Source organism: Confluentibacter citreus, from assembly GCF_002807055.1.
GTDB classification, from domain to species: domain Bacteria; phylum Bacteroidota; class Bacteroidia; order Flavobacteriales; family Flavobacteriaceae; genus Confluentibacter; species Confluentibacter citreus.
Genome location: NZ_NIXN01000003.1, coordinates 138,824 through 165,809, shown reverse-complemented (window position 1 = coordinate 165,809; position 26,986 = coordinate 138,824). Strand labels below are relative to the sequence as shown.

Here is a 26,986-nt window from a genome sequence, read left to right as displayed (position 1 = left end):
ATCAACCAATCACATGAAACAAATCTTAATTATTGTAGTAATTATGTTTACTACGCATGCTTTTTCACAATCACAATCAATTAAAATTTCTGGAAAATTACTATCTGAAGAGGGCAATGTCCCTTTAGAATCGGCTACTGTTTATTTGGAGCGCGTTAAAGACAGTTCCATGATGACCTATACTATTACAGATAGAAATGGGTTGTTTTCTTTGGAGAACAAAACAGGGGATAGTGAATTCAATTTCTTTATTTCGTTTGTAGGTTACGAAACGTATTTTAAAAAAATAACACTAGACAGCCCAGAAATAAATTTAGGGACCATTAATTTAAAGATAGATACCAATGCCCTCGATGAGGTTATTGTTAGATCTACAGCCCCTGTAGTTATTAAAAGGGATACGTTAGAGTTTAATACAGACTCTTTTAAAATCAAAAAGGACGCTAATGTTGAAGATTTACTAAAAGAACTCCCTGGGGTTGAGGTTGCTGAAGATGGAACCATCAAGGTAAATGGTAAAACGGTGAATAGGGTTTTGGTTAACGGAAAACCTTTTTTTGGGAATGATCCCACAATAACTACAAGAAATTTAACTAAGGATATTATCGATAAAATTCAAGTAACCGATACTAAAACCGATGCCCAAGCTTTTTCAGGAGAAGAAGGCGATAGGGAAAACCAAACCATAAATCTAGTTATTAAAAAGGATAAAAACCAAGGTGTTTTTGGTAGGGTTGCTGCTGGTGCAGGAACCGATGACCGTTATGAGTATGCAGGTATGTTTAATTATTTTAATGATGACCAGCGCTTAAGTATTTTAGCAGGGGAAAATAATATTAATTCTCCTGGTTTTAGTTTTGGTGAGATACAAAAAATGCTAGGGGGTGGTAATTCCATTAGTGTTTTCAGCAATGGCGGATTTGTTATTGACGGGCGTTCTTTTGGTGCAGGCGAGGGTATTGTAACTTCTAGAAGTATAGGAGCAAATTATGCAGATGAACTCGGAAAAAAGCTGGATGTTTCCGCAAATTACTTTAATTCCAAAAGTGATTCGGAAAATGAATCGATAACTAATAGGGAAAATATTTTACCAGACAGACGTTTTTTTAATAATTCTACATTCAATACCATAACCAATAACGATACCCATAATATGGGCATGGAGTTAAAAATAAAACCAGATTCCACACTTTTAATAACGGTTCAGCCCAAATTCGGATTTTCTAAAAATGAAAACATATACAATGGCGAAGAACAATCTTTTGATGAATCTCAAGCTTTAATTAATGAATCTAGCACAGAATCCTTTACGGCTAATACGGCAAAGAATTTCAGCAATAATATGGATTTTACAAAGCGGTTTGGAAGCAAAGGGTCTTTTTTAAGAATGAATATTTACAATGATAATAATACCAATCAGATAGATGATTATCTCATGAATGAAATAAACACCTATGGCAACAATCCAGAAAATACCATACGAAACCAATATAGAAGTACAGACGATAGAAACCACAGCTTCTATTCGAGTTTAACATACAGATTACCAGTGAAGGGAAAAGAACTGTATATGGATTTTAAATATGAATACAGAAATTTAGTCACTGAAAAAAACTTGAATAGTTTTGATTTTAATGAGGCTACACAAGATTTTAGTTCAGTTAGAATTGATTCGCTGAGTACTGATTTTAAGAATATAAACATATTAAACAGCCCTTCCGTATCACTTGGTTATAGAGATGACAAATTAAGTGCCAGTGCAGAGTTTAAATTGGTGTATAGGAATCTTGAGAACACGGATGCCATAAGACCCGATTTTGATTTAACACGTAAATTTGATGCTGTTGAGTTTATTTATAATTTGAACTATAGATTCAGTCCGCAAAAATCACTTTATGTATATTATAGGTTAAAAAATAATGCGCCTAACATATCGCAATTACAAGCGTTTAGCGATGTTACCAACCCATTAAATGTCATTACAGGAAACCCTTTCTTAACTCCAACAAATGTCCATAGTTTTTATGCATACTATAACACGTTTAATCTCCAAAAAAACAATGGTTTTACTTTTTATATAAGTTCTGATATTCAAAACAATAATGTTGTTGCAAAACAAACCATTAACGAAGAACTTAAAAGGGAAACTACATATGTAAATGTTAATGGCGCTTACAGTTTATCGGGTTCTATAAACTATAATAGAAAAGTTAAAATAGATAGTTTAAAAACGGTTGATTTTTTCTTAGGAATATATCCAAGACTAACGCGATCTGTGAATTTTAATAACGATGTTCAGTACACGAACCTGGTTAAATCAATACAACCTAATATAGGTGCTAGATTTGTATGGAAAGATGTCATGGAATTTAGACCAAATTATTTTATATCATATACTCAAAATACCTATAGCCTAGAGAATTTAAATGACCAAGATTTGGTTTACCACGGATTTAATTTAAGTACGGTAGGCTATTTTTCGAAAAAGTTGGAATGGCGTAATGATTTTCGGTATACCTATAATCCCAATATAGCGGATGGGTTTCAAAAAAGTCTTTGGTTTTGGAATTCTACATTGGCTTACTCCATCATGAAAAATAATGCCACATTAACCTTGAAGGCATACGATTTATTGAATCAGAACACAAATGCTCGAAGAACAGTTAACGAAAATTACATTCAAGATTCACAGAATACAGTTTTAAGGCAATACTTTATGGTAGGTTTCAGTTGGAAATTTAACACGCTTGGAAAAGCCGGCGAGACAAATAGTGGAGGAATGATGATGGGGTATTAATAAGCGGCTATTATATGCAGAGAATTAATTCAAGTAATTTTCAATAGAATCTGTTAGCTTTTTTGGAGTATCGAGAACCAATTCAAAAATTTGGTTTTCGATACTAATTTTTTAAAGGAATACTTACTATGTGAAAATTACTTGAATTAACACTATTTTTTAAAAAATACTTAATTTTAAATCAACTAATTACCAACCACCAGAAGCGCCGCCGCCGCCAAAGCCACCACCGCCGAAGCCACCACCAAAACCACCGCCTCCAGAGCTTCCGCCTCCAAAACCTCCAGAGCCACCACCAAAACTGCCTCTACCCATATTGCTTAAAATGATGGCATCCCAAATATCGAAACCACCAGATTTATTGCCTCTGTTCCCCCCGCCACCGCTACGTTTATTGTTTGAAACGGAAATTAAAATGATGATGAAAATAATCACAAAGATCAATCCCACAGGAAATCCATTATCATTATTGGATTTTCTAGTGCCTTTATATTCGCCAGTTAACACTTCAAAAATGGCATCGGCACCTCTGTTTAATCCACCATAATAATCTCCTTGCTTAAAATATGGAATGATGTCACCTTCAATAATACGCTTAGACATGGCGTCTGTTAATAAATGTTCCACACCATAACCCGTATTAATGGCTATTTTTCTATCATCTTTTGCCAATAAAATTAGAATACCATTATCTTCTTTGGCTTGTCCAATGCCCCATTCGTGTCCCCACTGTGCCCCTAAAAAATTAATATCTTCGCCTTCCGTAGAGTTAATGACAGCAATAACAATTTGGGTAGATGTGGTATCAGAATATTTAATTAATTTATCTTCTAGGCTACTTTTTTGCTCTGCAGAAAGTAGGTTGCTATAATCATAAACACTGGTTTGAAAATCTGGTTTTTTAGGAATTTCAAATTGTGCATGTACTATTTGAATACATAATAATGCTATTAAAGACAGTAAAATGTTAATATGCTTATTGCGTGTTTTCAATTAGAGATGATTTTTAATTTAAAATGATTTTCTTTTTGGGCTATCAGTAAAAACAGAAATTAGCCTTTGGAAATGGTGTTTGGTAACTCGTTGGTATCTAAATCCGTATAAGGGAAATGTTGTTGTAGCTGTTCGCCACATTTTAAAATGCCTTCAATTAAGCCTTGTTTAAAATTACCGGATTTAAAATGAGCTTGTATGATATCCTTAGTGCTATTCCAAAAATCGATGCCAACAATGTCATTAATGCCTTTGTCACCATAAATAACAAAGGTTTTTTCTTCAACGGCTACATATATTAAAACCCCATTTTGCAATTTGGTATTGTCCATTTTTAAAGCATGAAAAACGTCCAAAGCACGATTATAGGCATCGCCTTTAGATGTTTTTTCTATATGAACACGAATTTCTCCAGACGTTTTAAGTTCGGCTAATCTAATGGCTTCTACAATCTCTTGCTCTTCATTAGTAGATAGAAATGCTTCAACCTTGTTAGACATAATTTGCTAATTGAATATGATTTTATTTGAAGTCAAAATTTACATCAGGAGCTTTTTCACTACCAGCTTCTGCTCTGAAATAATTTAATTCACTGAAGTTAAATAATCCAGCTAACATAGAATTTGGAAACGTTTTAATATGCTTATTGTAGGGTTCAACAGCGCCATTAAAACGGTCTCTTGCGACGTTAATTCTGTTTTCAGTACCTTCCAATTGGCTCTGTAATTCTAAAAAGTTTTGATTTGCTTTAATATCTGGATATCTCTCAACTGTTACTAATAATCTAGATAACGCACTACTCAATCCACTTTGAGCTTGATTAAATTCAGCTAATTGATCGGGGGTGATATTCGTAGGGTCTATGGTTGTAGCCGTGGCTTTGGCTCTCGCTTCAATCACTGCTGTTAAAGTGCTTTTTTCAAAATCTGCTGCACCTTGCACAGTTTTTACTAAATTGCCTATAAGGTCATTTCTGCGTTGGTAACTGCTCTCTACATCACCCCAAGTTTTTGTGGCTGTTTCTTTTAAGCCTACAGCAGTGTTATTAAATCCTTTTGCCCAAGAGTAAATTCCTATTACTACTACTGCAACAATAATCCATGGTAGCCATTTTTTCATTTTATATAAATTTTATGATTTTTAATCGGTTATGTAAGATTAGTAATTAATTACCAAGAAATGTTACAAATGTTCTTTAATTTTTATGAGCTGATTTCTTATATCTTCTAATTTACTTATGATTTCAAAGTTGTTGAGCGTTTCTTGCTTGTCTTCTTTTAAATGTGTTTTTGCGCCTTCTAGTGTAAAACCACGCTCCTTAACCAAATGGTAAATAAGTTTTAGATTTTTAATGTCTTCTGGCGTAAATTTTCTGTTGCCTTTGGCATTTTTTTTAGGTTTGAGGGCATCAAATTCTTTTTCCCAAAAGCGGATTAATGAGGTGTTCACAGCGAAAGCCTTAGCAACTTCGCCAATAGCATAATATCGTTTTTCGGGTAATTCTATATACATTAATCGAGAGATTGGTTTTCTAATGAAGCATGCTCAAGCATTTCATTGAATTCTTCAGCCGTTAAACTTCCATAATAAAAATTAATAGGGTCTATGCGTTCACCATCTTTAAATATTTCATAATGAAGATGCGGAGCTTCAGAACGTCCTGTACTGCCTACAAAACCAATAATATCGCCGCGCTTTACTTTTTGGTTTTTTCTAACATTGTATTTAAATAAGTGGGCATATAAGCTCACATATCCATAGCCATGATCAATCCTAATATGGTTTCCATACCCAGAAGCCGTATTGTCGGCACGTTCTACAATACCATCGCCAGAGGCATAAATAGGGGAGCCTTTTGGTGCCGTAAAATCCATACCCCAGTGCATTTTTCGAACCTTTGTAAATGGATCGGAACGAAAACCATAACCCGAAGCCATCCTGGTTAAATCTTGATTACTTACAGGCTGTATGGCAGGAATAGCTGCCAAAAGTTTTTCTTTATCTTCTGCTAGCTTGGCAATTTCATCAAGGGATTTAGATTGTACCACCAATTGCTTTTGAATGATATCCAATCGCTTATTGCTCTCAATGATTAATTTAGAATTGTCAAAGCCTTCTAAACTTTGATATCTATTTACCCCTCCAAAACCAGCTGTACGCTGTTCTTCTGGAATTGGATTAGCTTCAAAATAAACACGATAAATATTATTGTCTCTGTTAGCTATATTAGCCAAAACAAGCTCTGTTTTCTCCATTTTTTTGTTAAGCAACTCAAATTGAAGTTGGGCATTTTGCAATTCGCGTTTTAAGGCGCGTTCTTTGGGGGATTCCACAAACTGACTTGCTAAAAAAACAAAAATAAATCCAAATAAAGCAGCGGCTAGAGTAAATACAAACGCATAAGTGAAGGTCGTCCCTTTTTTACGTTCTATTTTTTTATAAGACAACGACTCAGAATCGTAATAATATTTTACTTTACTCATTATTTAATTTATACTATTTTTGCACCAAATTAAATTACCAAACATTTGGTTTTTGGTATGTAAACGAACAAACCTACAAAATATTTTTCAAAGTAAATTTAGTAAAACTAACTGATAAAAACGTAAAGAAGTTCTATCCGTTAAAAATTTAAGATAGATTTGTAGGGAAAACAAAAAAAGTTGTTTCCAAGAGAAACAATGTTTCAATAAATGTACATGAAGTCACAAGATATTCGCGCTCAGTTTTTAAGTTTTTTTGAAGATAGAAAACACCTTATTGTACCATCTGCACCATTGGTTTTAAAAGATGACCCAACCTTAATGTTTAACAACTCTGGAATGGCGCAATTCAAAGAATATTTTTTAGGAAACGGAACTCCGAAAAGCAAACGAATAGCCGACACGCAAAAATGTCTTCGTGTTTCAGGAAAGCATAATGATTTGGAAGATGTAGGTTTCGATACTTATCATCACACGATGTTCGAAATGCTTGGTAATTGGTCTTTTGGAGATTATTTCAAAAAAGAAGCCATTAATTGGGCATGGGAGTTATTGACAGAAGTCTATAAGATTCCGAAAGAGAATCTATATGTATCTGTTTTTGAAGGGAATAAAGAAGAAAATGTGCCATTTGATCAAGAAGCTTGGGACATTTGGAAGGGATTAATCAGCGAAGACCGCATTATCTTAGGAAATAAAAAAGACAATTTTTGGGAAATGGGCGACCAAGGGCCTTGTGGTCCCTGTTCAGAAATTCATGTCGATTTACGTACAGATGCAGAAAAAGCATTAGTCTCAGGAAAAAGTTTGGTGAATAACGATCATCCGCAAGTGGTCGAAATCTGGAATAACGTATTCATGGAATTTAATCGTAAAGCCGATGGTTCTTTAGAAAAATTACCAGCACAACATGTGGATACAGGCATGGGATTTGAGCGTTTGTGTATGGCATTACAAGGAAAAACATCCAATTATGACACGGATGTTTTTACACCACTTATTGAAAAAGTAGAGCAAATTACAGGTCTTAAATACACATTAAACGAAGTTAAAAATATAAGCGAAGAACAAAACAAAACCAACATCGCTATTCGTGTCATTGTCGATCACGTTCGTGCAGTGGCTTTTGCTATTGCTGACGGACAATTGCCGTCTAACACAGGCGCAGGTTATGTGATTCGTAGAATTTTACGTCGTGCGATTCGTTACGGATTTACGTTTTTGAATATCAAAGAACCATTTATCTATAAATTAGTTGAAGTATTAGCGAACCAAATGGGCGAATTTTTCCCAGAAATCAAATCACAGCAACAATTAGTTACTAATGTGATTCGTGAAGAAGAAGCGTCGTTTTTAAGAACTTTGGAACAAGGGTTACAATTATTGGATAAGGTTGTATCGGAAACTTCAGGAAAAGAAGTTTTAGGAGCTAAAGTTTTTGAACTGTACGATACTTTCGGATTTCCTAAGGATCTGACGGCCTTGATTTTAAATGAAAAAGGATATACTTATAACGAAGAAGAATTTGAAGTTGAATTGCAGAAACAAAAAGCACGTTCTCGTGCCGCATCTGAAGTTTCAACAGAGGATTGGTCGGTTTTAATCCCAGGAAATGTAGAAACATTCGTGGGTTATGACCAAACGGAAAACGACGTAAAAATCACTAGAATCCGTAAAGTGGATTCTAAAAAAGACGGCATTTTATATCAAATCGTTTTAGATAACACACCGTTTTATCCTGAAGGTGGTGGACAAGTTGGTGATAAAGGAAGCCTTATAAGCCTCCCCAACCCCTCCGAAGGAGGGGCTTCTCAAAATGAAGTGATTGAAATAATAGACACTAAAAAGGAGAATAATTTGATTATTCATTTTGCGAAAAGTTTGCCAACTGATTTAAACCAAACTTTTACAGCCAAAGTCAACACCGATTTAAGAACATCAACTTCTAAAAATCACTCCGCTACGCATTTGATGCATTTGGCTTTGAGAACCATTTTAGGAACCCATGTGGAACAAAAAGGATCGTTGGTAAATCCGAATTACTTACGTTTCGACTTTTCACATTTTTCAAAAGTGTCTGATGAAGAATTACGTCAAGTAGAAACCAGTGTCAATGCACAAATTGAAGCACAATTGCGATTGGTAGAACACAGAAATATTCCCATTAAAGAAGCCTTGGATAAAGGCGCCATGGCGTTGTTTGGCGAAAAATATGGCGATACGGTTCGTATGATTGAATTTGGACAAAGCAAGGAACTTTGTGGCGGTATTCATGTAAAAAACACCGCTGATATTTGGCATTTCAAAATCATTTCTGAAGGTGCCGTTGCTGCTGGAATTCGCAGAATAGAAGCGATTACTGGTGATGCAGTGAAAGATTTCTACCATAATCAAGAGAATACCTTGGCTGAAATTAAGGACACATTAAAAAACCCGCAAGATATTATAAAATCGGTTATTACGTTACAAGACGATAATGCGAAGTTGAAAAAACAGATTGAGCAATTATTAAAAGAAAAAGTCGACGGTTTAAAAAATAACTTAGTTTCCGAATTTCAAGAGATAAACGGTGTTAACTTTTTAACAAAGCAAGTCGATTTATCAATGAGTTCAACCAAAGATTTGGCTCAAGCTATTGGAAGTTCGAAGCCAAATTCTTTTGTGTTTTTAGCGTCAGTGGAAGATGATGCTCCCAATATCCATTGTTATATTTCAAAAGAATTAGTTGCTGAAAAAGGATTAAATGCTGGAAATGTCATTAGAGAATTAGGGAAATATATCGACGGAAATGGTGGCGGACAACCCTTCTTTGCATCAGGAAAAGGGAAAAATGTTGGAGGATTAAAAGAGGTTTTAGACAAAGCGGTTGAGTTTCTAAAATAAAATAGCTTGCAAAGACGCAGAGTCGCAAAGAAATATTTTAAAACTTTGCGAGAATAAAATAAACTATTACCTATGTCTGAAAAGAAATATCCAAAATCATTGTAGATATTAGTTATAAAATTCACACTCAATTAGGTCCTGGGTTATTAGAGTCTGTTTATGAGACTATTTTATGTTACGAATTAATAGCACGTGGATTAAAAGTCGAAAGATAAAAACCATTGCCCGTGATTTGGAATCAAACCAAAATGGATGTTGGTTTGAGAGCTGATTTAATTGTTGAAAATAAGGTTATAATTGAAGTGAAATCCGTTGAACAAATAGCAGCAGTTCATCCAAAACAAGTTTTAACTTATTTGAAAATTACGGGATTAAAATTAGGCTTATTGATTAACTTTAATGAACCATTAATTAAAACTGGAATTACAAGAATAGTCAACAATTTATAAACTTTGCGCCTCTGCGCCTTTGCGAGATAAGATGAAACTCCAAACCCAAATACCATTAACAAAGCAGTCTGAAAATCTCATAGACTATCATTCTAATGTTCTTTTATTAGGGTCTTGTTTTGTTGAAAATATAGGCGAGAAGTTATCGTATTTCAAGTTTCAAAACCTTCAAAATCCGTTTGGAATTATTTTCAATCCAGTTTCGTTGGCAAAGATTGTTCAAAGAAGTTTAAATCAACATTATTTCACGGAAAACGATATTTTTTTTAATAATGATTTGTGGCATTGCTTTGAAGTGCATTCCGAATTATCAAATCCAAATAAGGAAACCTTTTTAAATTCTTTAAACGAATTACTCGATTCCACAAATCAACAAATCAACGAATCAACACATATCATCATCACCTTAGGAACATCGTGGGTGTATCGTTTTGTTGAAACCAATACTGTGGTAGCCAATTGCCATAAAGTGGCCCAAAAACAGTTTGTGAAAGAATTATTGTCGGTTGATGATATTACGAAGTCGCTGGAAACCATTGTAGGTTTAATACATGCGGTAAATTCCAAAGCATCCATCATTTTTACGGTTTCGCCTGTGCGTCATATTAAAGATGGGTTTGTTGAAAACACACAAAGCAAGTCACATTTAATCACGGCTATTCATCAAGTTATTAAAAATCAATTATTAACAGGCAATTATCAATTGGTTTATTTTCCATCTTACGAAATTATAATGGACGAACTTCGTGATTACCGTTTTTATGCTGAAGATATGTTGCATCCAAATCAAACGGCCATCAATTATATTTGGGAAAAGTTTCAACAAGTTTGGATTTTAGCGGAAGCCTTTAAAACAATGGATGTTATTGATACCATTCAAAAAGGATTACTGCACAAACCGTTCCATCAGAAATCAGAGGCACATCAAGAATTTCTTAAAAAACTAGAATCTCATAAATTGGAGGTTCAAAAAAAATATACGCATATCACATTTTAAAACTAAGACTGTTTTTTAAACTTTAAATAGTCTTGTGGTGAATAAGTGGTTACTTTTTTAAAAGCACTAAAAAATGGGTTGTAAGAGGCGAATCCTGTTTTGTAGGCTAAAGACTCCAGAGTATTGGTTTTTAAATAACCTTGGTCGATTAAATTAAGACTATCTTTTATTCTAGAATGCATACGGAATTCCGAAAAAGAGATGCTTGAGTGGTATTTAAATAAATACACAATATGGCTTGTTGGTACGCCTAATTTATTGGCAATATCGGTAAAAGAAGCTTTGGGATTTCTAAAGATACATTCTTCATGACTCAATTTTTCAATTTCATTTATATATCCAGAAATATTGGACCTGATTTTTTCTTGTAATTTTAAATCTTGATGATTCTGTTTTGACTCAGGTTCTAATATCCAGTTTTTGTTTGTAGATTCTAAATTTTGCTCCGTATCTAATATAGGAGGCGTAAACTTGAGAAGTTTTTTGTTAAGGATAGGTAATCCGTATAATATTTCAGGAGAGATTAAGATTTTAAAAAAGATAAATAACCAAAAAACCAATATAAAAGGAGCCATTGATTTTCCGGAAATCATAGATTCAGAATTGACCTCTCTATAAATGGAAGCCAATAACGCTATAGACCCCAATACATTGAGAGTAAATAAATAGATGGACCAGTTTTTAATCAAACTAAAATGGATATCACTTATGGGGATATCTTTTTTAAACCAAATGTTATTACTTAATAATCTAAATATTAATACTAGGTAGAACAGTATAAATACTCCTATTAAAATAAAATTGGTGATGGATCCATAATGAAATAGAAAACTTTCCTTTAATGTTGTATCGGTATTAATGACATACAGGAATATAATAAAAATAAAATGCTTTAGATCTTTGGGACTGTATGCCTTTTTTTGACGCACTAGACTTTTGTAATATAAAAAAAAGCATGGAATAAGAATTAAATACAGTATGGATGGAGGGCCTTTTTTTGGTTCTAAAAAGGTCTGTATGCCCAATTCATAACTCCCATGAATGAAAAAGCGAAAAGATACTATTACAATGATTAACAATAAAAAGACATTGTAAAAAGGGTTGGATTTATAAGAAGTTATCATTAAAGCAATAGTAACAATGCCAACGATGCTAGTGAACAAAAATAAAAATGATTCTATCAATTTTTAATGGGTGGTATTTTAGTTAGTATGTAAAAATAGTAAATTAATAAAGAGTTTTTAATGGATGTAATTTATGACTAATTGGGATTTTTATGCACTTAAACGGTTTTTATCTTACTGATTAATTAAAATACTTACTGATTTAATTAAAAAAACGATAAAATGTTTGTTTTTATCGTTTAAATGCATTTTTATTGGTATGTTTACACTCGCAGAGTGAAATATGTTTGATTGAAAAATGTGTCCCTAACTAATCATCAAAACCTACTTATGAAATTATCACTCCTAGTGTGCTTTTGCTGTGCTTTTCAGCATCAAGTTTCGTCACAATCAAATTTAGTCCGATCAACTACTGGAGCTTCAGGAGCTTCAGAAGAAATAGCTAATGAAGGTAATATTTATGTAATTCAGCAAAGTATTGGACAGTCAAGTGTTATAGGTACAATTGGTGATGGGGATTATATCTTCCGTCAAGGTTTTATTCAGCCCGACGTATTATCTAAAATTATGGAAAAAAATATACCCTTAAATCTACAGCTAAGCGTATATCCGAATCCTTTTGAGGAACAGATCTCATTAGTTTTTAATGAAGACATTAAAGATGACATTCATATATCGGTATATAATATTTTGGGAGCTCAAGTGTATTCAAAAAGTTATAAGTCTGATCAACAAATAGATATAATATTAGGTTGGTTGTCATCTGGAGAATACATTTTTAAGACCATTGCTAATCGCAAACAGTTCATTTCCAAAATCATAAAAAAATAGAACTTCTGTAAATAGTTAGAAACATACTTTAAATCAACACCAATAATATGAATACTAAACTAACCCTACAATTATTGTTATTTTTTGTGGTAACAACTATAGCATCAGCACAACAGTTATACCTTGAAATAGGTAAAACGTCTTCATCATTTGATTATAAGAATTCTCAAGGCGGAACACTAGATAATTTGCAGGCTACCAACCATAATTTCATGACTCTGGGATATCGGGGTAGTATTGCATCTATTGAAAGATTGAATGGCTCTTTTGGAATTGGTTATTCTGGGTATGGAGCCATAGGAAGCGACGGTACTCTGGAAGGCATCATGGAATGGAATGTTAACTATTTAGAACTTAATGCTGGTTTGGATTATAGTTTATTTGCTATTAACAAAACAGAATTTTATCTAAAAGGGATATTTTCTACTGGATTTTTACTTCAAGGTACCCAGAGCTTAAATAATAACTTAATTAACCTTAAAAATGAAGATGATTTCAAAAATGCCATGTTCAGTTTTAAAGCAGGGGCAGGTTTCTTGCACCCAGTTTCCAGCGAATTGGCTTTTTATGTGCAATATATTTATGGAAAAAGTTTAAATCAATCCAGTAATAGTGATTATGAATCTTTAAGGATTGAAAGCCATAACATCAGTTTTGGAGTATTCATAGAACTTTTCAAAGACTAGTTTATTAATCATTTACTCAACAGCCATAGAAACCGAAAATCATAATCTACAAAAATAAAGCAATCCTCTAACCCCTAATCTTATGAAAAAAATAATACTCTTACTTTTATTGATTGTTGCTAGTTTACAGGGTTTTTCACAAACACCAGGAATTAGTTATCAAGCAGTCATTTTGAACCCAAATGAAAAAGAACTACCTGGGGCAAATGCACAAACTAGTATTTTGGCAAATAGAATTGTTGTTGTTAGGTTTACTATTATTAATGATTCCAATAACTCGGAGTACCAAGAGTATCATCAAACAAAAACCGATGCTTATGGCATGATAAATTTGCTTATAGGTCATGGAACAAGAATAGGTTCTTCATATTTTGGAGATATTGTATGGGGTGGTTTCTCAAAAAAATTAAAAGTAGACATTGATTTTTCTGGAACAGGTAGCAATTTCACTCCTTTAAGTGAGCAAGAATTAACATTTATGCCGCAACCTGCCCTTGGTCAAGATGCACAAGCCATTTTAGATAACTCGGCCAGTATTTTAGCTGAGATTACAAGAGCCACAAATGCTGAATCCGTAATTCAAGCTGATGTTAACACCAACGAAGCGGCTAGTATTTTAGCAGACATAGCACTTCAGGCCAGTATTGATAATGTTCAAGCAGATATCGATGCAAGCGAAGCGTCAATTACCTCAGCCATAGCTGCAGTACAAACGGACGTTGATAATAACGAAGCTGCTAGTATTTTAGCGGACACGATACTTCAAGCCAATATAGATAACCTTCAGCTGGATGTTGATGCTAACCAAGCGGCAGCTTCAGTAGCCATAGCTACGATTCAATCGGATGTAGATGCTAATGAAATTGCGGCACAAACTGCATTAAATTTAAAGGCCGACTTGAATTCCCCAACATTTACCGGAACCGTTTCAGGAATTGATAAAGGTATGGTGGGATTGGGTAATGTAGATAATACATCAGATGTCAACAAACCAGTTTCAACAGCCACACAAACCGTTTTAGATCTAAAAGTGGATAAGGTATTAGGTAAAGCCTTGTCGACAGAAGATTATACAACCGCTGAGAAAACAAAATTGGAGGCAATAACAGGTACCAATACTGGCGATCAGGAAATCTCCGGCATTGCTACTAATACAGCAAATATAGGCGATTTAACTAATTTAACAACCATTGACAAGTCAAGTCTAGTAGATGCAATCAATGAAATAGAAATAGGGAAAGCTGATTTAGAATCTCCAACATTTACCGGGACACCATTGGCACCTACAGCAACCGATGGAACAAATACAACCCAAATTGCAACAACAGAATTTGTGAATAATGCTGTAAATACGGCCACGCCGGTTACAGAAGTTGTGGATGAGTTTTTAGCAACAGCTTCACAAACAAGTTTTACTTTAACACAAACGCCTTCTTTGAATAGTAAGGTGAAAATGTATGTCAATGGAATTAGAATAAGTAATGCGGCTTATAGTGTCATTGGAACGACATTAACTTACATCCCAGTAAGTAATGGAGGGTATGTTTTAACAACTGGAGATAGAATTCAAATGGATTTTTATCATTAAATAACCCATATTTTAAAAGTTAATTAGATGTATATATTTAACAGGATTCTTTTAAACAAAATTTCAAATAGGTTTCGCTTATTATGTATGGTTTTCGTGGGTGTCTTTTTTTCAGGAAATGCGCAAACAATCCCATCAGGTTTTAATCTTATAGCATATGAAGGTTTTAATTATACCAGTGGTTCTTCATTACTAAATGCTAATGGTGGTGCAGGTTGGACAAATCCTTGGACGAAAGCTTATATGGATAGATACTTAAAAACGTCTACAACTGGATTTACTTATCCTGGATTAACAACAACTGGTCTTAAAGCTGAATTTGATTTTTCGTGTTATGGATCTTGCAATCAGATTGCGGCTTTAAGAAGATCAATACCCTTACAAAGCGAAGGAGTTGTTTATTTTCAATTTATATCGGTTTTTGAAGCATCTGGAGGTGGAGGTACTCCTCAAATTAGACTTTATGATGGAACAACCTATACGGGTATGATTGGCGCTGGAGGTGGTTCTTTTATGTCTATTTATTCTCTTACGAATAATAGTTCTTCCACATCAAGATTAAGTGCACAAAATTTTGTTGTTGTTAGAATAGATTATAATTTGAATAAAACGGAGATGTGGATAAACCCCGATTTGTCAAAATTTAATTATTTAAATCCAATGAGTCCATCAGCATCGATATTAGGATTTTCGCCTAGTTTTGACAGAATGGATATTTATATAAGATCAGGTAGTATTGATGAAATTACTGTTTTATCTCAGACATATGTTCCTACAATAAATAATAATGGACGCCTTTCAATTAACGCTAACGAACAAGTTAATCAATACGGAGCTTTGGCTTCTAGTGTAGGATTATCTGTGAATGGAAAAATTATTTTATCTAATTTAGATGGTTTAACCCCCGAGACAGCTGGCATAAGTGCCAAACAAATAAAAGCAGACCATGAGTCATCAGTTGATGGTATTTATTATATTAAAAATTCAAATATCAATGATGGGATGCCTTTTCAAATTTACGCAGATATGACCACAGATGGTGGTGGCTGGATGTTATTAAATGTTGGGGCAGGCACAACTGCGGCACCAGAATCTAACACGCTTACATCTCCAGATGTTTTGGGGTATTTGCCCAAAGCTCATGTTATTGAAATGGCTAAATTATCTACAGATGTTCAATTACGAGCAGGAAATTCGTCCATTTCTTATGCCCACAAAACAACGTCTACCTCTCCCTTGGCTATAGGCGCATTGCGTAGCACCGCTACAGATGTTAATGGGGCCTCAACTTGGGCGAATGGTGCTTCTTCTACGTTTGTAGTAAATTCTGGTTCTTGGCTTTGGGCTTATTGTTGTGCTGGTGCTGCGGTGGGATGGCCAAGAATGTACCATTCAGTTAATTATACTAATGGTGTACATTGGTTTGCGGATTTGGGCACTGGAAGAAAAAATTCCAATCCAAGAGACGCTTGGTTTTCAACTTGGATTAGATAGGAATTTGATTTAGAAAAATAATAAAAAATTAAATATAAAATATTGAGAAAGGTTGACTTATTAAGTCAACCTTTCTTTTTGGAATCATATAAACTTACCAGTATTCGATTTTAAATGAGTTTAGAATATTGGATATTTCTTTCAATCAAAAAATGTTCAAAAAGAAATGTATTGCATTAGGCTTAATTTAAGGCTTACTAATTTATGTGAATTGTTATTGATTCATTAAAATTGTTACTGATTCGTTTAAAAACCCCATTAGACTTATTTGTAAGCTTTATAAAATGCATTTTTATCAATAGGTTTACATTGTATTTACGAAATATTAAAACACTCTATAATTCTCAAATATAGAGATTTGTTGATATGCTATTATCAGTTTTTTTATTTATTGAGGGGTTTAATTTTGATTGATAATTTTATCACACAGTTATAAAAGGTTGTCTTAATTTAAGGCAACCTTTTATTTTTAATATTACTTAGTTATTAAAATACGTAATTCATCGTATTGATTTCATGTTTTCTAAGTTGCAATTTTGGTTTGCTATTAACCATAAAACAAATTCAACAATGAAAAATTTAAATCAATTAATTTTATTATTTGCGACTGTACTGTCAATACATATTGTACAGGCGCAAAAATCTGAAACACCCAACTACAAATACGACCTGGGTGGCAATATTGAAAAAATGATACTTACTGATTCTGGAGTATTATTAGTAACACACGGAAGTGGGTTAGCAGGTATAAAACCGGGACAGGAAGGCTTGGTGTTTAACTTTGACGATTACGGAAAAGTGAAAGAGGAAGAACTTAACATTGTACCTAATTCTCCCTATGTCATGGTAGGACAAGCAGGTTTTGGTGGTATCTCTGCAAAACAAAGTGTTATAGACGTTGTTTCTGGGCAACGTGTGTTCGATACCAAAGCCAATGGATGGAAAGCTGCTGCGCAACCTACATTAATTTTACCTGAAAACAAATTAATTGTCACTGGACAACGTACATCAAAAGAAGATTTTGCCCAGGCGGTTGGTATTTATGATATGGCCACCGGTAAAGAAGAAAAACTCTTTACATTAAAAGGGTTTGATATGATGGTGGGCAGACCAAGTATTATTGATGGTGGATTGATTATACCAACAGGAAAAGGCTTAACACGAATTGATTTGGCAACAGGTAATGAGAGTTGGACCATGAAGCTGAAAAATGTAGCCTTTGTTGAACCAGCAGAAGATGGCAAATCAATGTATGCTTTTGTAAGCTTAAATAGTGGAAAAAACCAAGAAGTTCACAAAGTAAGTTCCTCTGGAACAGCCATGTGGGCAGATGGTAATAAGGTGAAAGGCACTGTTTCCAATTTTCAGATAACACCAAAAGGATTGGCTATTGTTAGTGATGTTGTCTCTGGTGGTAATTCGGTTTTAGCCGCTAAAGGACAAAGCAATATTTCATTTTTGTCATCCACTACAGGTGAGGATTTATGGGAAAAAGCTCCTAAAACAAAAGGCTATGTGCAGCATTTCTATGTCATGGATGATGGTATTTTGTTTGGTATTTATGAAGGGGGTATCAATAAAATTTCATTTGAAGGGCAAACATTATTTAAAAAACCATTAAGTACGGGTGAAAATATACACACCATGGCGTTAACAAAACAAGGCGTAATTTACATTACTGATGAAGATGCCAACATTATAAATTTAACAACAGGCGAGCCTATTTGGAACAAGCCCATAAAATACAAAAGAGCGAAGGCTGTAACAAGTACGTATGATGCCGCTCATAAACGCTATTTAATAAGCACTGGGGAGGAAATGATTGCTATAGATGAAAATTCTGGAGATATTAGTACGTTGGCAACCTATGCCTTTGAGGAAAAGGAGGATCCAACACATTTAGAAGTTCGGAATGACGGTTTACTTTTATCATCCGATCAAAATGTGATGATGCTTAATTTTGATGGAAGTAAAAAGTTTCACGAGTATTATGCGTCGCCAGGCAAGAGCACCTTTGCAAAAATAGCTCTTGGAGCTTTAGCAGTAGCATCTACCGCCATGGCAAGTGCTGCGGCATATCAAGCTGGAGCAAATAAAAATGCCATTGGGCAGTATAATGATTATGGTGCACAAATGAAACGTGAATCAGATATGTATGCGGCCATTGGATCGGCTTCGTTTGCCGAAATGAGCAAGCGTTTTAAAGCTACTGCGGCAACGCAAGATGCTCAGTTTATCTTAACGAAGTTAGATGATGGTGTTGGTTTAGCGAAAGTGAGTAAAGATTCAGGTAAAGTTGATAAAGAAATAGTGTTAAAAGATAAAAAACCAGAGTACGAAGTAGATGAATTTGGTGGCTTTTTGTATTATAAAGCAAGCGCCAATAGTATTTATTCCTATAATCTGCAAAAATAAATCTTGTTGTTGAGATTTGTTTGATTAGGCGTGATGAATTTTTATTACGCTTAATCTTTTTTTAATAACACTTAATCGAAAAATTAGTTGAGGTTCAACATATTAAATTATTTTTAGTTTGCTATTAATCAGTTGAAAATAAACATCAGTTGCGATAATCATTAAAAAATGATTTGTGATTGGTGTTTTTTTATGCTAATTATTCATCTAAACATTAAAAACACTCTTTATTATTCAATATTTTCATTATGATGTTTAATTTGCTTTTTAGTATAGCTATTTACGGCTCCATTATCGTATTGGTTATTTTTATAATCTATATATATAGGCATACTATCAAATTAAATAGTATGGGTAAAGAAAAATATACAACACTGGAAAAAAACTTAAAAAAAGAGATGACTAAAGGGAAAATTATTAATGGACATATGTCATTGGCAACTAATTTAGAACTAAACCTTTTTAATCGGTTTTTTGAAATTAGTAAAGAACTTATTGAAGTGCAAAGGTTACTTTTAAATTCTAATTCAATATGAAGAAAGTTCTTTGTTTGACCATATGCGTGATTTTTAACTTTCCTACATATTCGCAAGAGGCATTAAAAATTATTGATAGTTTAAAACAAGTCATATCCAAAAATCCTACTGATTCCCTCAAGATAAAAGCCTATAGCGATTTGTGTTGGTATTACCGAGATGTTTCCATTGATTCTGCTTTTTATTATGGAAATACGGCATTAAAGCTTTCCCAGAAAACAAAAAACGAAAGTGGCGAAGCACAAGCGTATAACGATTTAGGCATTTTATATTACGATTCTTCCAATTATACAAAATCCATATCCTATTATAAAAGAACATTGGCTTATAGAGAAAGCATACAAGATTCTATGGGTCTGGCTGCTATCAATAATAAATTAGGGATTTCGTACCAACGAATTTTTAAAATGGATTCAGCCATTTACCATGCCACAAATGCTTTAAAAATATATGAAGCTAAAAATCATAGTAGATATGCTGCTCTTATAAAAAATAATATTGCCAACATTTATCAGGAGTTTAAACAGTATAAAAGGGCTCTAGCTACGCATCTTGAAGTGGCCAAGACCTATGAGCAAATTAATGATTATGAAGGCTTAACAATATCTTACACCAACATTGGTAATGCTTATTTATATTTAAAAGATACCACTCAAACTTTAAATTATTATGCAAAAGGAATCGAGATAGCCGAAAAACAAGGTTTAAAACGGGAATTATCCACCTTATATAACAATCTAGGTTCCGTTTTTAAAGGACAAAAAAAGTTTGCTGAAGCGATTGAAATGTATAACAAATCATTAACACTAAGAACAAATCTTAGCGATAATTATGGAGTTGCCAGTGCAGCTATCAATTTAGGAAGTCTATACCTTTCTAATGGTGACATTAATAATGTTGAAGACCAATTACGGTTTGGGCTAGATATTTCAAAAAAAATAGAAGCGAAGGAATTAGAGATGAATGCATACGCCTCATTGTTGTCTTATTATGCGTTTAGGAAAAATACAGATAGTGTCATTCATTATCAAAACAAGTACAATAGCATTCAAGATTCCATTTTTAATGAAAGAATAACCAAGGAAGTTTTAGATGTTCAAGAAAAGTACAACGCATCTGAACGTGAAAAGGAAATTCTCGCGCAGCGTGCCAATATCGCTGAAAAAGAATTAGATATAAATCAAAAAAACACTCAAATTATAGGTTTAGGTATTTTAGCCCTTGTATTGTCTTTGTTAGGTTATTTGGTTTACAAACAACAAAAACTAAAAAACCAGCAACTACAAAAAGAAGGCGAATTAAAAGAAGCTTTAATTAAAATTGAAACCCAAAACAGCTTACAAGAACAGCGTTTAACCATTTCACGCGATTTGCATGATAATATAGGGGCGCAACTTACCTTTATTATATCGTCTATTGAAAATCTCCAGTATGGCTTTAAAATCACTAATGAAAAGTTAACCAATAAATTAACTAGTATCAGTGCATTTACCAAAGAAACCATTTATGAATTGCGTGATACCATTTGGGCCATGAATAAAAATGAAATTTCTTTAGAGGATTTACAAACACGCATTACAAATTTTATAGAGAAAGCCAATATAGCTTCTGATGAAACGGCTTTTGAATTCAATGTCGATTCAGAATTAAACAAAGACATTACCTTCACATCGGTTCAAGGCATGAATATGTACAGAATCATTCAAGAAGCCATTAATAATGCTTTAAAATATGCTGAAGTTAAAACTATTATGGTATCGTTCAAAAAGGTTAATAATCATTTAGAAATTTCAATTTCTGATGATGGTGTAGGATTTAATATAAATGAGATTCAGCTTGGAAACGGACTCAACAATATGAAAAAGCGAGCAGCAGATATGGGGGCACATATTGTTATGGAAAGTCAGATTAATAAAGGTAGCAACATAGTATTAACTATATGATTTTAAGTTATGAGTGTAAAAATTGGCATTGTAGACGATAATGTTTTTTTGATTAACGCCGTAAAAGAAAAACTGTCTTTTTTTGAAGATCTAAGTGTTCGATTTACTGCCAATAATGGCTCTGATTTACTAACCCAATTACAAACCAATCATAACCTCGATTTAATCCTCATGGATATTGAAATGCCAGTTTTAAATGGTATTGAAACTACGGAGATTGTCAAGCAAAAGTATCCGCACATTAAAATCATAATGCTCACTGTTTTTGATAATGATGAAAATATTTTTAATGCCATAAAAGCTGGCGCAGATGGTTATTTATTAAAGGAAATTAACCCTAAGGATTTGCATGAAGGGATTTTAGAAACGTTAAACGGAGGTGCAGCCATGAACCCTTCCATAGCCATGAAAACCTTAAAACTACTTCGAAACCCCATAGATTTTAATTGTAAAGATACGCTGGAAGATATAAAACTATCCGAAAGGGAAATACAAGTATTAGAGCAATTAAGTAAAGGCTTAAGCTATAACGTCATTGCAGAGCATCTTTTTTTATCTACAGGGACCATTAGAAAGCATATTGAAAATATTTATAAAAAATTACAGGTGCACAATAAATTAGAAGCTGTAGAAAAAGCCAAAAAGAATCATATTATATAAACTTAGTTTAACCTTTAGATAATATCTGCTCGGCTTTATGGGGCTATATTTGTAAAAACATTTGAATTAGTCACTAACATTAGTTAGACTTCTCTGTCGAAGAAAACTAATGTTTTTTTATGTCCAATAATCTCGGTTATAGTTTTGTTTTCAAACTTGCCCAACCACCACCGTTTATAACTTCAATATGATGGCGTTTTAAAATACTAGCAGCAGATCCAGAACGCATACCACTGGCACAACAGGTTATAATTGGTTTATTCAGTTTTTTAATGTCATCTATTTTAGAATCAATTATTTGCAAGGGTATATTTTTAGAACCAGCTATGGCACCTTGGCTATATTCGGCTTTTGTTCTAACATCAATAATAATAGCACCTTTTTTAAGAAAACCTTTAATGTCTTCTTCTTTGTTTTTTAGAAAAAAATCCAATAGTCCCATAATTTTTATTTTTTGACAAAATACGCGATTTAATTACAAACTCAATGTAACAATAGTTACCAGCATTTTTTTCAGTATCTTCGATTTTTAATTCTGAAAGCTGCAAATGGAAACGGAATCTTACGTAAAACTTTTAATTGAAAATAGGGTTGGATATATAGAATTTTTCCATCCAAATCGGAACTCAATGCCTAGTGATATTTTATCTCAGTTACAAGAAACTATCGTTGCAGCTGGAAACAACGACGCTATTAACGTGATTGTTTTAAAAAGTGGTGGTGATAGAACCTTCTGCGCCGGGGCAAGTTTTAACGAAGTTATTGCGGTAAATGATGCCGAAAAGGGAGAAGCTTTTTTTTCTGGTTTTGCACATGTCATTAATGCCATGCGTAAGTGTCCAAAATTAATTATTGGTCGTGTTCAAGGGAAATCGGTTGGGGGCGGTGTTGGTTTGGCGGCGGCGACAGATTTTTGTTTGGCAACCAAATATGCTTCTATAAGATTAAGTGAATTGAGTATTGGTATTGGCCCTTTTGTGATAGAACCAGCTGTTTCTCGAAAAATAGGTTTAGCGGCCATGTCCCAAATGACCATAGATGCTGAAACGTTTTTTTCTGCGGACTGGGCAAAAGAAAAAGGCTTATATGCTGATGTTTTTGAAACGGTTGAAGCTTTAGATGACGCCGTGAAAGTTTTAGCAGAAAAACTAAGTGCTTACAACCCCAAAGCTTTAAAACAAATGAAAACCGTGTTTTGGGAAGGTACCGCACATTGGGATACCTTGCTGATTGAAAGAGCTAAAATTAGTGGTATTTTGGTTTTAAGCGATTTCACAAAATCAACTTTAAAACGGTTTAGGTAGGTTTTAAATAAGTTGGCGTGCATTAAATATTAGAACTCAAATTGAAAATCATTACTTGGAATTGTAATATGTCTTTCAGAAAAAAAGCTGAATTTATACTGAATGAAAATCCAGATATAATTATTGTTCCTGAAAGTGAAAGTCCCGAAAAATTAAGGTTTAAAAAAGGCATGACTTTACCAAATGATGTTTTTTGGTACGGAGACAATCCAAACAAAGGAATAGGGGTTTATTCATATTCAGATTTTAAAATATCAATATCCTACTTACATAATCCTGACTTTAGATACGTAATACCATTGTCTATAAAAAGTAATGACCTTGAGTTTGTTTTAATAGCAATTTGGTGCCAAAAACCGAAAAGCAGTGACAATTATGGAACTCATACTTGGAATGCTATAAACTACTATTCAGAATTATTAAGCAACGAAAAAGTAATAATAGCAGGAGATTTTAACAGTAGTTCGATTTGGGACAAGAAAAATAGAGAGGCAAATCATTCAAATATTGTTTATAAATTAAAAGACATAGGAATAGAAAGTGTTTATCATTTATTTTACAACGAAGAACAAGGAAAAGAAAGTAATGCAACTTTATTTATGCATCGAAAAATAGAAAGACCTTATCACATTGATTTTTGTTTTGCGTCCAATTATTTTATCAATCGGCTAAAATACGTCTCTATTGGAAAATATGAAACTTGGACCCAATTAAGCGACCATAAACCAGTAATTTGTGAATTTGAGAACTGAACAAAATAACCATAAAAACAAAAAAGCAACTTGAGAAAGTTGCTTTTTTGTGTTGTCATTATTGTTGTGCTCCCGGAGGATATTTTTGCATAATCTTTGAAACAAACTCTTTAATACGTTCTTCTTTTTGTTCCATATTTCTGCTTAAAAATCCAGTTCCCATACCTTGCCAAACCAATTCTTTTTTATTGGCATCCAATAAATCTACAAACAGAACACCTTCTGTACTGGTAGATACGTTGGGTTGGTTCCAACCCCAGCCCCAACCAGGACCGTAAAAACCACCCATACCCCATGGACCAAAGCCTCCCCAGCCCCAGCCGCCCATGCCCCAATTGTTGTTGTAAACATCAACACGTTGGTTGGACTTGGTAAAAATACTCACTAACAAATCAGGGTTTTCAGATTTTGTAAAACCTTTGGCTAAAAGCTCAGTTTCTATTGCGCGAAGAATGCGGCGTTTATCTAAATCGTTGATTTCGGCTTTATCGATGCCATTTTTAAAAAAGGCAAATGTTTTGTATGCCCCAAAATTGGCGTTTTTATCGTAATCTGTTGCTACACGCACAGAGCTGCATGATGTTACCACAAATAGAACAACTAAAAGCGGCACGGTTTTGAATACATTTTTCATAGTAGTTTAGTTTTTAAATTTTCTTTTTAACAATTTTTTCCTGAAATCATAAGGTTAAAACACTCATAGCAATGGTTTTAAAACACTTTCAGTATTTCTATTAGCATCAAGAATCATACCAACCGATTGGGGTTTAAGGGATTCCAAATCTAATTTCTATAACTATTTTTTTTATCATAGCCATAGGGGCAATGTCTACAAGCACTTTCACAACAATACCCTCGTTTTAAAAGATATTGTTCCGTAAAGCACCTGTAACCTTCGGGTGTTAGGTAAAAATCATCTTCTTCAACAGGTATTATTTTCTTCATAATATAACAAAGATAATGTAAATTCGATTATTTTTTGAACGTGTTAACGAATGGTTGTAGTTTCTAAATATTTAGTGCCCAAAGGTTATACTGGCTTTGCTTTTTTTCCATTTGTGTTTTTAAAGCATACGCATTTAAGAAAGGATACTTGTTTGTTGAACCATGAAAAAATTCATTTAAGACAACAATGGGAGTTGTTAATTGTACCCTTTTATGTGTTTTATATTGTTGAATTTTTAGTGAGATTGTATCAATATAAAACATGGCATTTAGCTTATAGAAACATTTCGTTTGAACGTGAGGCTTATAAAAATGAATCGAATTTAGACTATCTAAATCACAGGTCTTTTTGGTGTTTTTTACAGTATATTCGCAACCATGATGTTCCAATTACATAAAAGCCTTAACCAGAAAATTAATTTACCTCCTGAATTCGGTGTTGAATTATTTTTAAAACGTGAAGACGAGATCCATCCATTCGTTTCGGGCAACAAATACAGAAAACTGAAATATAATATTGAAGAAGCTCAAAAAAAAGGCTTTAAAAAACTACTCACTTTTGGCGGTGCTTATTCCAATCATATTGCGGCCGTTGCTTATGCCGGACACATGTTTGGTTTCGAAACCTTGGGCATCATTAGGGGAGATGAGTTAAAAGACAGAATAGATGATAATGCGACGCTTTCATTTGCGAAAAACCATGGTATGCAATTCGAATTTGTTACAAGGGAAGCTTATAGAACAGATAAATTAATAAATGACTATCAGGATTATTATATAATTCCCGAAGGCGGAACAAATGTGTTAGCTGTAAAAGGTTGCGAGGAAATATTAACTGAAATGGATGTAGATTTTAATTATATATGTACTTCAGTTGGGACGGGTGGGACTGTTAGTGGACTCATAAATTGTTCACAACCTAGTCAACAAGTTTTAGGCTTTCCTGCCTTAAAAGGTTCTTTTTTACAAGAAGATATTAGTAAATTTGTATCCAAACCTAATTGGAAACTTATCACGGATTATCATTTTGGGGGGTATGCCAAAATTAATTTGGAGTTAATTCGTTTTATAAATGCGTTTAAAGAACAACAACATATTCAGTTAGACCCCGTTTATACTGGAAAAATGATGTTTGGGATTTTTGATTTAATTCAAAAAGGCTATTTTCCAAAAGGGTCAAGAATTTTAGCCATACATACCGGCGGATTGCAAGGTATAGAAGGTATGAATAATACATTAAAACAAAAAAACTTACCGTTAATTGAATAAAGACATGAACAAAGTAGTGCTTATATTAGTAGCATGTATGGTGTTTAGCTGTGGTTCTAAAAAAGAAGCAGCTAGAAAAAAAGATCCTAGAAAAACAAATACAGAGCGTGTTGTCATTCAGGAAAAGTCTGAGGATAAACCTGTAATTAGAGAAAACAAAGAACAAACCAATAACACAGAAACTAATAAACCTATAAGTTCTACTGAAGATTATATAGCCACATTTAGTGCGATTGCCCAAGAAGAAATGCGTTTGTATGGCATTCCAGCTAGTATTACCATAGCACAAGGTATTCTGGAGTCTAATTCAGGGAAAGGAAGGCTTTCTGTAGAGGCTAATAACCATTTTGGAATCAAATGTCATGATTGGACGGGGGACAGAATTCATCATGACGATGATGCTGCGCAAGAATGTTTCAGAAAATATGTGGATGCTAAATATTCTTATAGAGACCATTCTCTGTTTTTAACCACAAGGCCTAGGTATTCAAAGTTGTTCAATTTAAAAAAGAATGATTACGAGGCTTGGGCTAAAGAATTAAAAGCGGCGGGTTATGCAACCGATAGAAAATATCCGGACAAATTAATTAGCCTCATAGAGCGTTATGAGTTGCATAAATTAGATGAAGCCGTTGTTGGCTATAAATATGAAAAAACCGTGGTATCCAATAAAACAGGAAGTACCACATATACCGTGGTAAAAGGGGATACTTTGTATTCTATTTCCAAAAAGTATAATATGACGGTTAAAGAACTTCAAGATATGAATGGTTTAAGAGACAATGCATTGAGCATCGGACAGGAATTATTGATAAAACCATCAAAAAACCTTTAATA

General features: G+C 33.6%; 25 protein-coding genes and 1 pseudogene. 17 read left to right on the top strand and 9 right to left on the bottom strand.

Features of this window, described 5'->3' with window-relative positions:
- Nucleotides 1-13 precede the first annotated feature (13 nt).
- The gene (locus CDH49_RS08350) at nucleotides 14-2,797 is read left to right on the top strand and encodes an outer membrane beta-barrel protein (RefSeq protein ID WP_100615053.1); all 2,784 of its coding nucleotides are present in this window, start codon (nucleotides 14-16) and stop codon (nucleotides 2,795-2,797) included.
- 189 nt (nucleotides 2,798-2,986) lie between these two features.
- Here CDH49_RS08350 and CDH49_RS08345 read toward each other — a convergent pair whose 3' ends face one another.
- From CDH49_RS08345 to CDH49_RS08325, 5 genes are all read right to left on the bottom strand, one after another.
- A complete protein-coding gene (locus CDH49_RS08345) occupies nucleotides 2,987-3,769 on the bottom strand; it encodes a TPM domain-containing protein (RefSeq protein ID WP_239970629.1) in 783 nt (260 codons plus the stop codon).
- A gap of 80 nt (nucleotides 3,770-3,849) precedes the next feature.
- A complete protein-coding gene (locus CDH49_RS08340; protein ID WP_100615051.1) occupies nucleotides 3,850-4,290 on the bottom strand; it encodes a TPM domain-containing protein in 441 nt (146 codons plus the stop codon).
- A gap of 22 nt (nucleotides 4,291-4,312) precedes the next feature.
- Nucleotides 4,313-4,909, bottom strand: a complete 597-nt coding sequence (locus CDH49_RS08335) for a LemA family protein (RefSeq protein WP_100615050.1) — start codon at nucleotides 4,907-4,909, stop codon at nucleotides 4,313-4,315.
- Nucleotides 4,910-4,972: 63 nt separating this feature from the next.
- A complete protein-coding gene (locus tag CDH49_RS08330) occupies nucleotides 4,973-5,302 on the bottom strand; it encodes a MerR family transcriptional regulator (protein ID WP_100615049.1) in 330 nt (109 codons plus the stop codon).
- Nucleotides 5,302-6,273: a M23 family metallopeptidase gene (locus tag CDH49_RS08325; RefSeq protein WP_100615048.1), complete on the bottom strand. Its 972-nt coding sequence runs from the start codon at nucleotides 6,271-6,273 to the stop codon at nucleotides 5,302-5,304. The genes CDH49_RS08330 and CDH49_RS08325 overlap by 1 nt, the downstream gene beginning before the upstream one ends.
- A 216-nt stretch (nucleotides 6,274-6,489) precedes the next feature.
- On the opposite strand from CDH49_RS08325, the gene alaS reads away from it, so the two are divergent.
- The 3 genes and pseudogenes from alaS to CDH49_RS08310 all read left to right on the top strand — a co-directional run bounded on the left by alaS (nucleotide 6,490) and on the right by CDH49_RS08310 (nucleotide 10,602).
- Complete coding sequence (alaS, locus tag CDH49_RS08320; RefSeq protein WP_100615047.1) at nucleotides 6,490-9,156, top strand: alanine--tRNA ligase; 2,667 nt, start codon at nucleotides 6,490-6,492, stop codon at nucleotides 9,154-9,156.
- A gap of 86 nt (nucleotides 9,157-9,242) precedes the next feature.
- A pseudogene (locus CDH49_RS08315) lies at nucleotides 9,243-9,605 on the top strand (GxxExxY protein).
- A 31-nt stretch (nucleotides 9,606-9,636) separates the two neighbouring features.
- A complete protein-coding gene (locus CDH49_RS08310; protein ID WP_100615046.1) occupies nucleotides 9,637-10,602 on the top strand; it encodes a GSCFA domain-containing protein in 966 nt (321 codons plus the stop codon).
- Nucleotides 10,603-10,604: 2 nt separating this feature from the next.
- On the opposite strand, the gene CDH49_RS08305 is transcribed toward CDH49_RS08310, so the two are convergent.
- Nucleotides 10,605-11,786 carry an AraC family transcriptional regulator gene (locus CDH49_RS08305; RefSeq protein ID WP_100615045.1) on the bottom strand — a complete coding sequence of 394 codons (1,182 nt, stop codon included), beginning with the start codon at nucleotides 11,784-11,786 and terminating at the stop codon, nucleotides 10,605-10,607.
- A 270-nt stretch (nucleotides 11,787-12,056) separates the two neighbouring features.
- Between CDH49_RS08305 and CDH49_RS08300 the strand changes: the two genes are divergently transcribed.
- The 8 genes from CDH49_RS08300 (at nucleotide 12,057) to CDH49_RS08265 (ending at nucleotide 21,879) form a co-directional block, all read left to right on the top strand.
- The gene (locus CDH49_RS08300; RefSeq protein WP_157805289.1) at nucleotides 12,057-12,557 is read left to right on the top strand and encodes a T9SS type A sorting domain-containing protein; all 501 of its coding nucleotides are present in this window, start codon (nucleotides 12,057-12,059) and stop codon (nucleotides 12,555-12,557) included.
- Between the two features lie 47 nt (nucleotides 12,558-12,604).
- Nucleotides 12,605-13,243: a hypothetical protein gene (locus CDH49_RS08295; RefSeq protein ID WP_100615043.1), complete on the top strand. Its 639-nt coding sequence runs from the start codon at nucleotides 12,605-12,607 to the stop codon at nucleotides 13,241-13,243.
- A gap of 82 nt (nucleotides 13,244-13,325) precedes the next feature.
- Nucleotides 13,326-14,831: a hypothetical protein gene (locus tag CDH49_RS08290; protein WP_100615042.1), complete on the top strand. Its 1,506-nt coding sequence runs from the start codon at nucleotides 13,326-13,328 to the stop codon at nucleotides 14,829-14,831.
- 87 nt (nucleotides 14,832-14,918) lie between these two features.
- Nucleotides 14,919-16,325, top strand: a complete 1,407-nt coding sequence (locus CDH49_RS08285; protein ID WP_100615041.1) for a fibrinogen-like YCDxxxxGGGW domain-containing protein — start codon at nucleotides 14,919-14,921, stop codon at nucleotides 16,323-16,325.
- 570 nt (nucleotides 16,326-16,895) lie between these two features.
- On the top strand, nucleotides 16,896-18,740 hold the full coding sequence (locus CDH49_RS08280) for a PQQ-binding-like beta-propeller repeat protein (RefSeq protein WP_100615238.1): 1,845 nt from the start codon (nucleotides 16,896-16,898) through the stop codon (nucleotides 18,738-18,740).
- 350 nt (nucleotides 18,741-19,090) lie between these two features.
- On the top strand, nucleotides 19,091-19,276 hold the full coding sequence (locus tag CDH49_RS15630) for a hypothetical protein (RefSeq protein WP_157805287.1): 186 nt from the start codon (nucleotides 19,091-19,093) through the stop codon (nucleotides 19,274-19,276).
- Entirely contained in the window at nucleotides 19,273-21,219 is a 1,947-nt protein-coding gene (locus tag CDH49_RS08270; RefSeq protein ID WP_100615039.1) for a tetratricopeptide repeat-containing sensor histidine kinase, read from the top strand. The genes CDH49_RS15630 and CDH49_RS08270 overlap by 4 nt, the downstream gene beginning before the upstream one ends.
- Before the next feature lie 9 nt (nucleotides 21,220-21,228).
- Nucleotides 21,229-21,879: a response regulator gene (locus CDH49_RS08265; protein ID WP_100615038.1), complete on the top strand. Its 651-nt coding sequence runs from the start codon at nucleotides 21,229-21,231 to the stop codon at nucleotides 21,877-21,879.
- A 136-nt stretch (nucleotides 21,880-22,015) separates the two neighbouring features.
- On the opposite strand, the gene CDH49_RS08260 is transcribed toward CDH49_RS08265, so the two are convergent.
- Nucleotides 22,016-22,321, bottom strand: coding sequence for a rhodanese-like domain-containing protein (locus tag CDH49_RS08260; protein ID WP_100615037.1), 306 nt, complete (start codon nucleotides 22,319-22,321; stop codon nucleotides 22,016-22,018).
- Nucleotides 22,322-22,427: 106 nt separating this feature from the next.
- Between CDH49_RS08260 and CDH49_RS08255 the strand changes: the two genes are divergently transcribed.
- Both CDH49_RS08255 and CDH49_RS08250 read left to right on the top strand, forming a co-directional pair.
- On the top strand, nucleotides 22,428-23,183 hold the full coding sequence (locus CDH49_RS08255; RefSeq protein WP_100615036.1) for an enoyl-CoA hydratase/isomerase family protein: 756 nt from the start codon (nucleotides 22,428-22,430) through the stop codon (nucleotides 23,181-23,183).
- 41 nt (nucleotides 23,184-23,224) lie between these two features.
- Nucleotides 23,225-23,935 carry an endonuclease/exonuclease/phosphatase family protein gene (locus CDH49_RS08250; RefSeq protein ID WP_100615035.1) on the top strand — a complete coding sequence of 237 codons (711 nt, stop codon included), beginning with the start codon at nucleotides 23,225-23,227 and terminating at the stop codon, nucleotides 23,933-23,935.
- Between the two features lie 58 nt (nucleotides 23,936-23,993).
- Here CDH49_RS08250 and CDH49_RS08245 read toward each other — a convergent pair whose 3' ends face one another.
- Both CDH49_RS08245 and CDH49_RS15720 read right to left on the bottom strand, forming a co-directional pair.
- Nucleotides 23,994-24,569, bottom strand: a complete 576-nt coding sequence (locus tag CDH49_RS08245; protein ID WP_100615034.1) for a DUF4136 domain-containing protein — start codon at nucleotides 24,567-24,569, stop codon at nucleotides 23,994-23,996.
- A gap of 149 nt (nucleotides 24,570-24,718) precedes the next feature.
- Nucleotides 24,719-24,880 (bottom strand): DUF5522 domain-containing protein, encoded by a 162-nt coding sequence (locus CDH49_RS15720; RefSeq protein ID WP_162296713.1) that lies wholly within the window; start codon nucleotides 24,878-24,880, stop codon nucleotides 24,719-24,721.
- A 50-nt stretch (nucleotides 24,881-24,930) separates the two neighbouring features.
- Between CDH49_RS15720 and CDH49_RS08240 the strand changes: the two genes are divergently transcribed.
- The 3 genes from CDH49_RS08240 to CDH49_RS08230 are packed head-to-tail and all read left to right on the top strand — an operon-like array spanning nucleotide 24,931 to nucleotide 26,984.
- Nucleotides 24,931-25,278 carry a hypothetical protein gene (locus tag CDH49_RS08240; RefSeq protein WP_100615033.1) on the top strand — a complete coding sequence of 116 codons (348 nt, stop codon included), beginning with the start codon at nucleotides 24,931-24,933 and terminating at the stop codon, nucleotides 25,276-25,278.
- Nucleotides 25,259-26,149: a 1-aminocyclopropane-1-carboxylate deaminase/D-cysteine desulfhydrase gene (locus tag CDH49_RS08235; RefSeq protein WP_100615032.1), complete on the top strand. Its 891-nt coding sequence runs from the start codon at nucleotides 25,259-25,261 to the stop codon at nucleotides 26,147-26,149. Before CDH49_RS08240 ends, CDH49_RS08235 begins: the two co-directional genes overlap by 20 nt.
- Nucleotides 26,150-26,153: 4 nt before the next feature.
- Nucleotides 26,154-26,984, top strand: coding sequence for a glucosaminidase domain-containing protein (locus CDH49_RS08230; RefSeq protein WP_100615237.1), 831 nt, complete (start codon nucleotides 26,154-26,156; stop codon nucleotides 26,982-26,984).
- Nucleotides 26,985-26,986 lie beyond the last annotated feature (2 nt).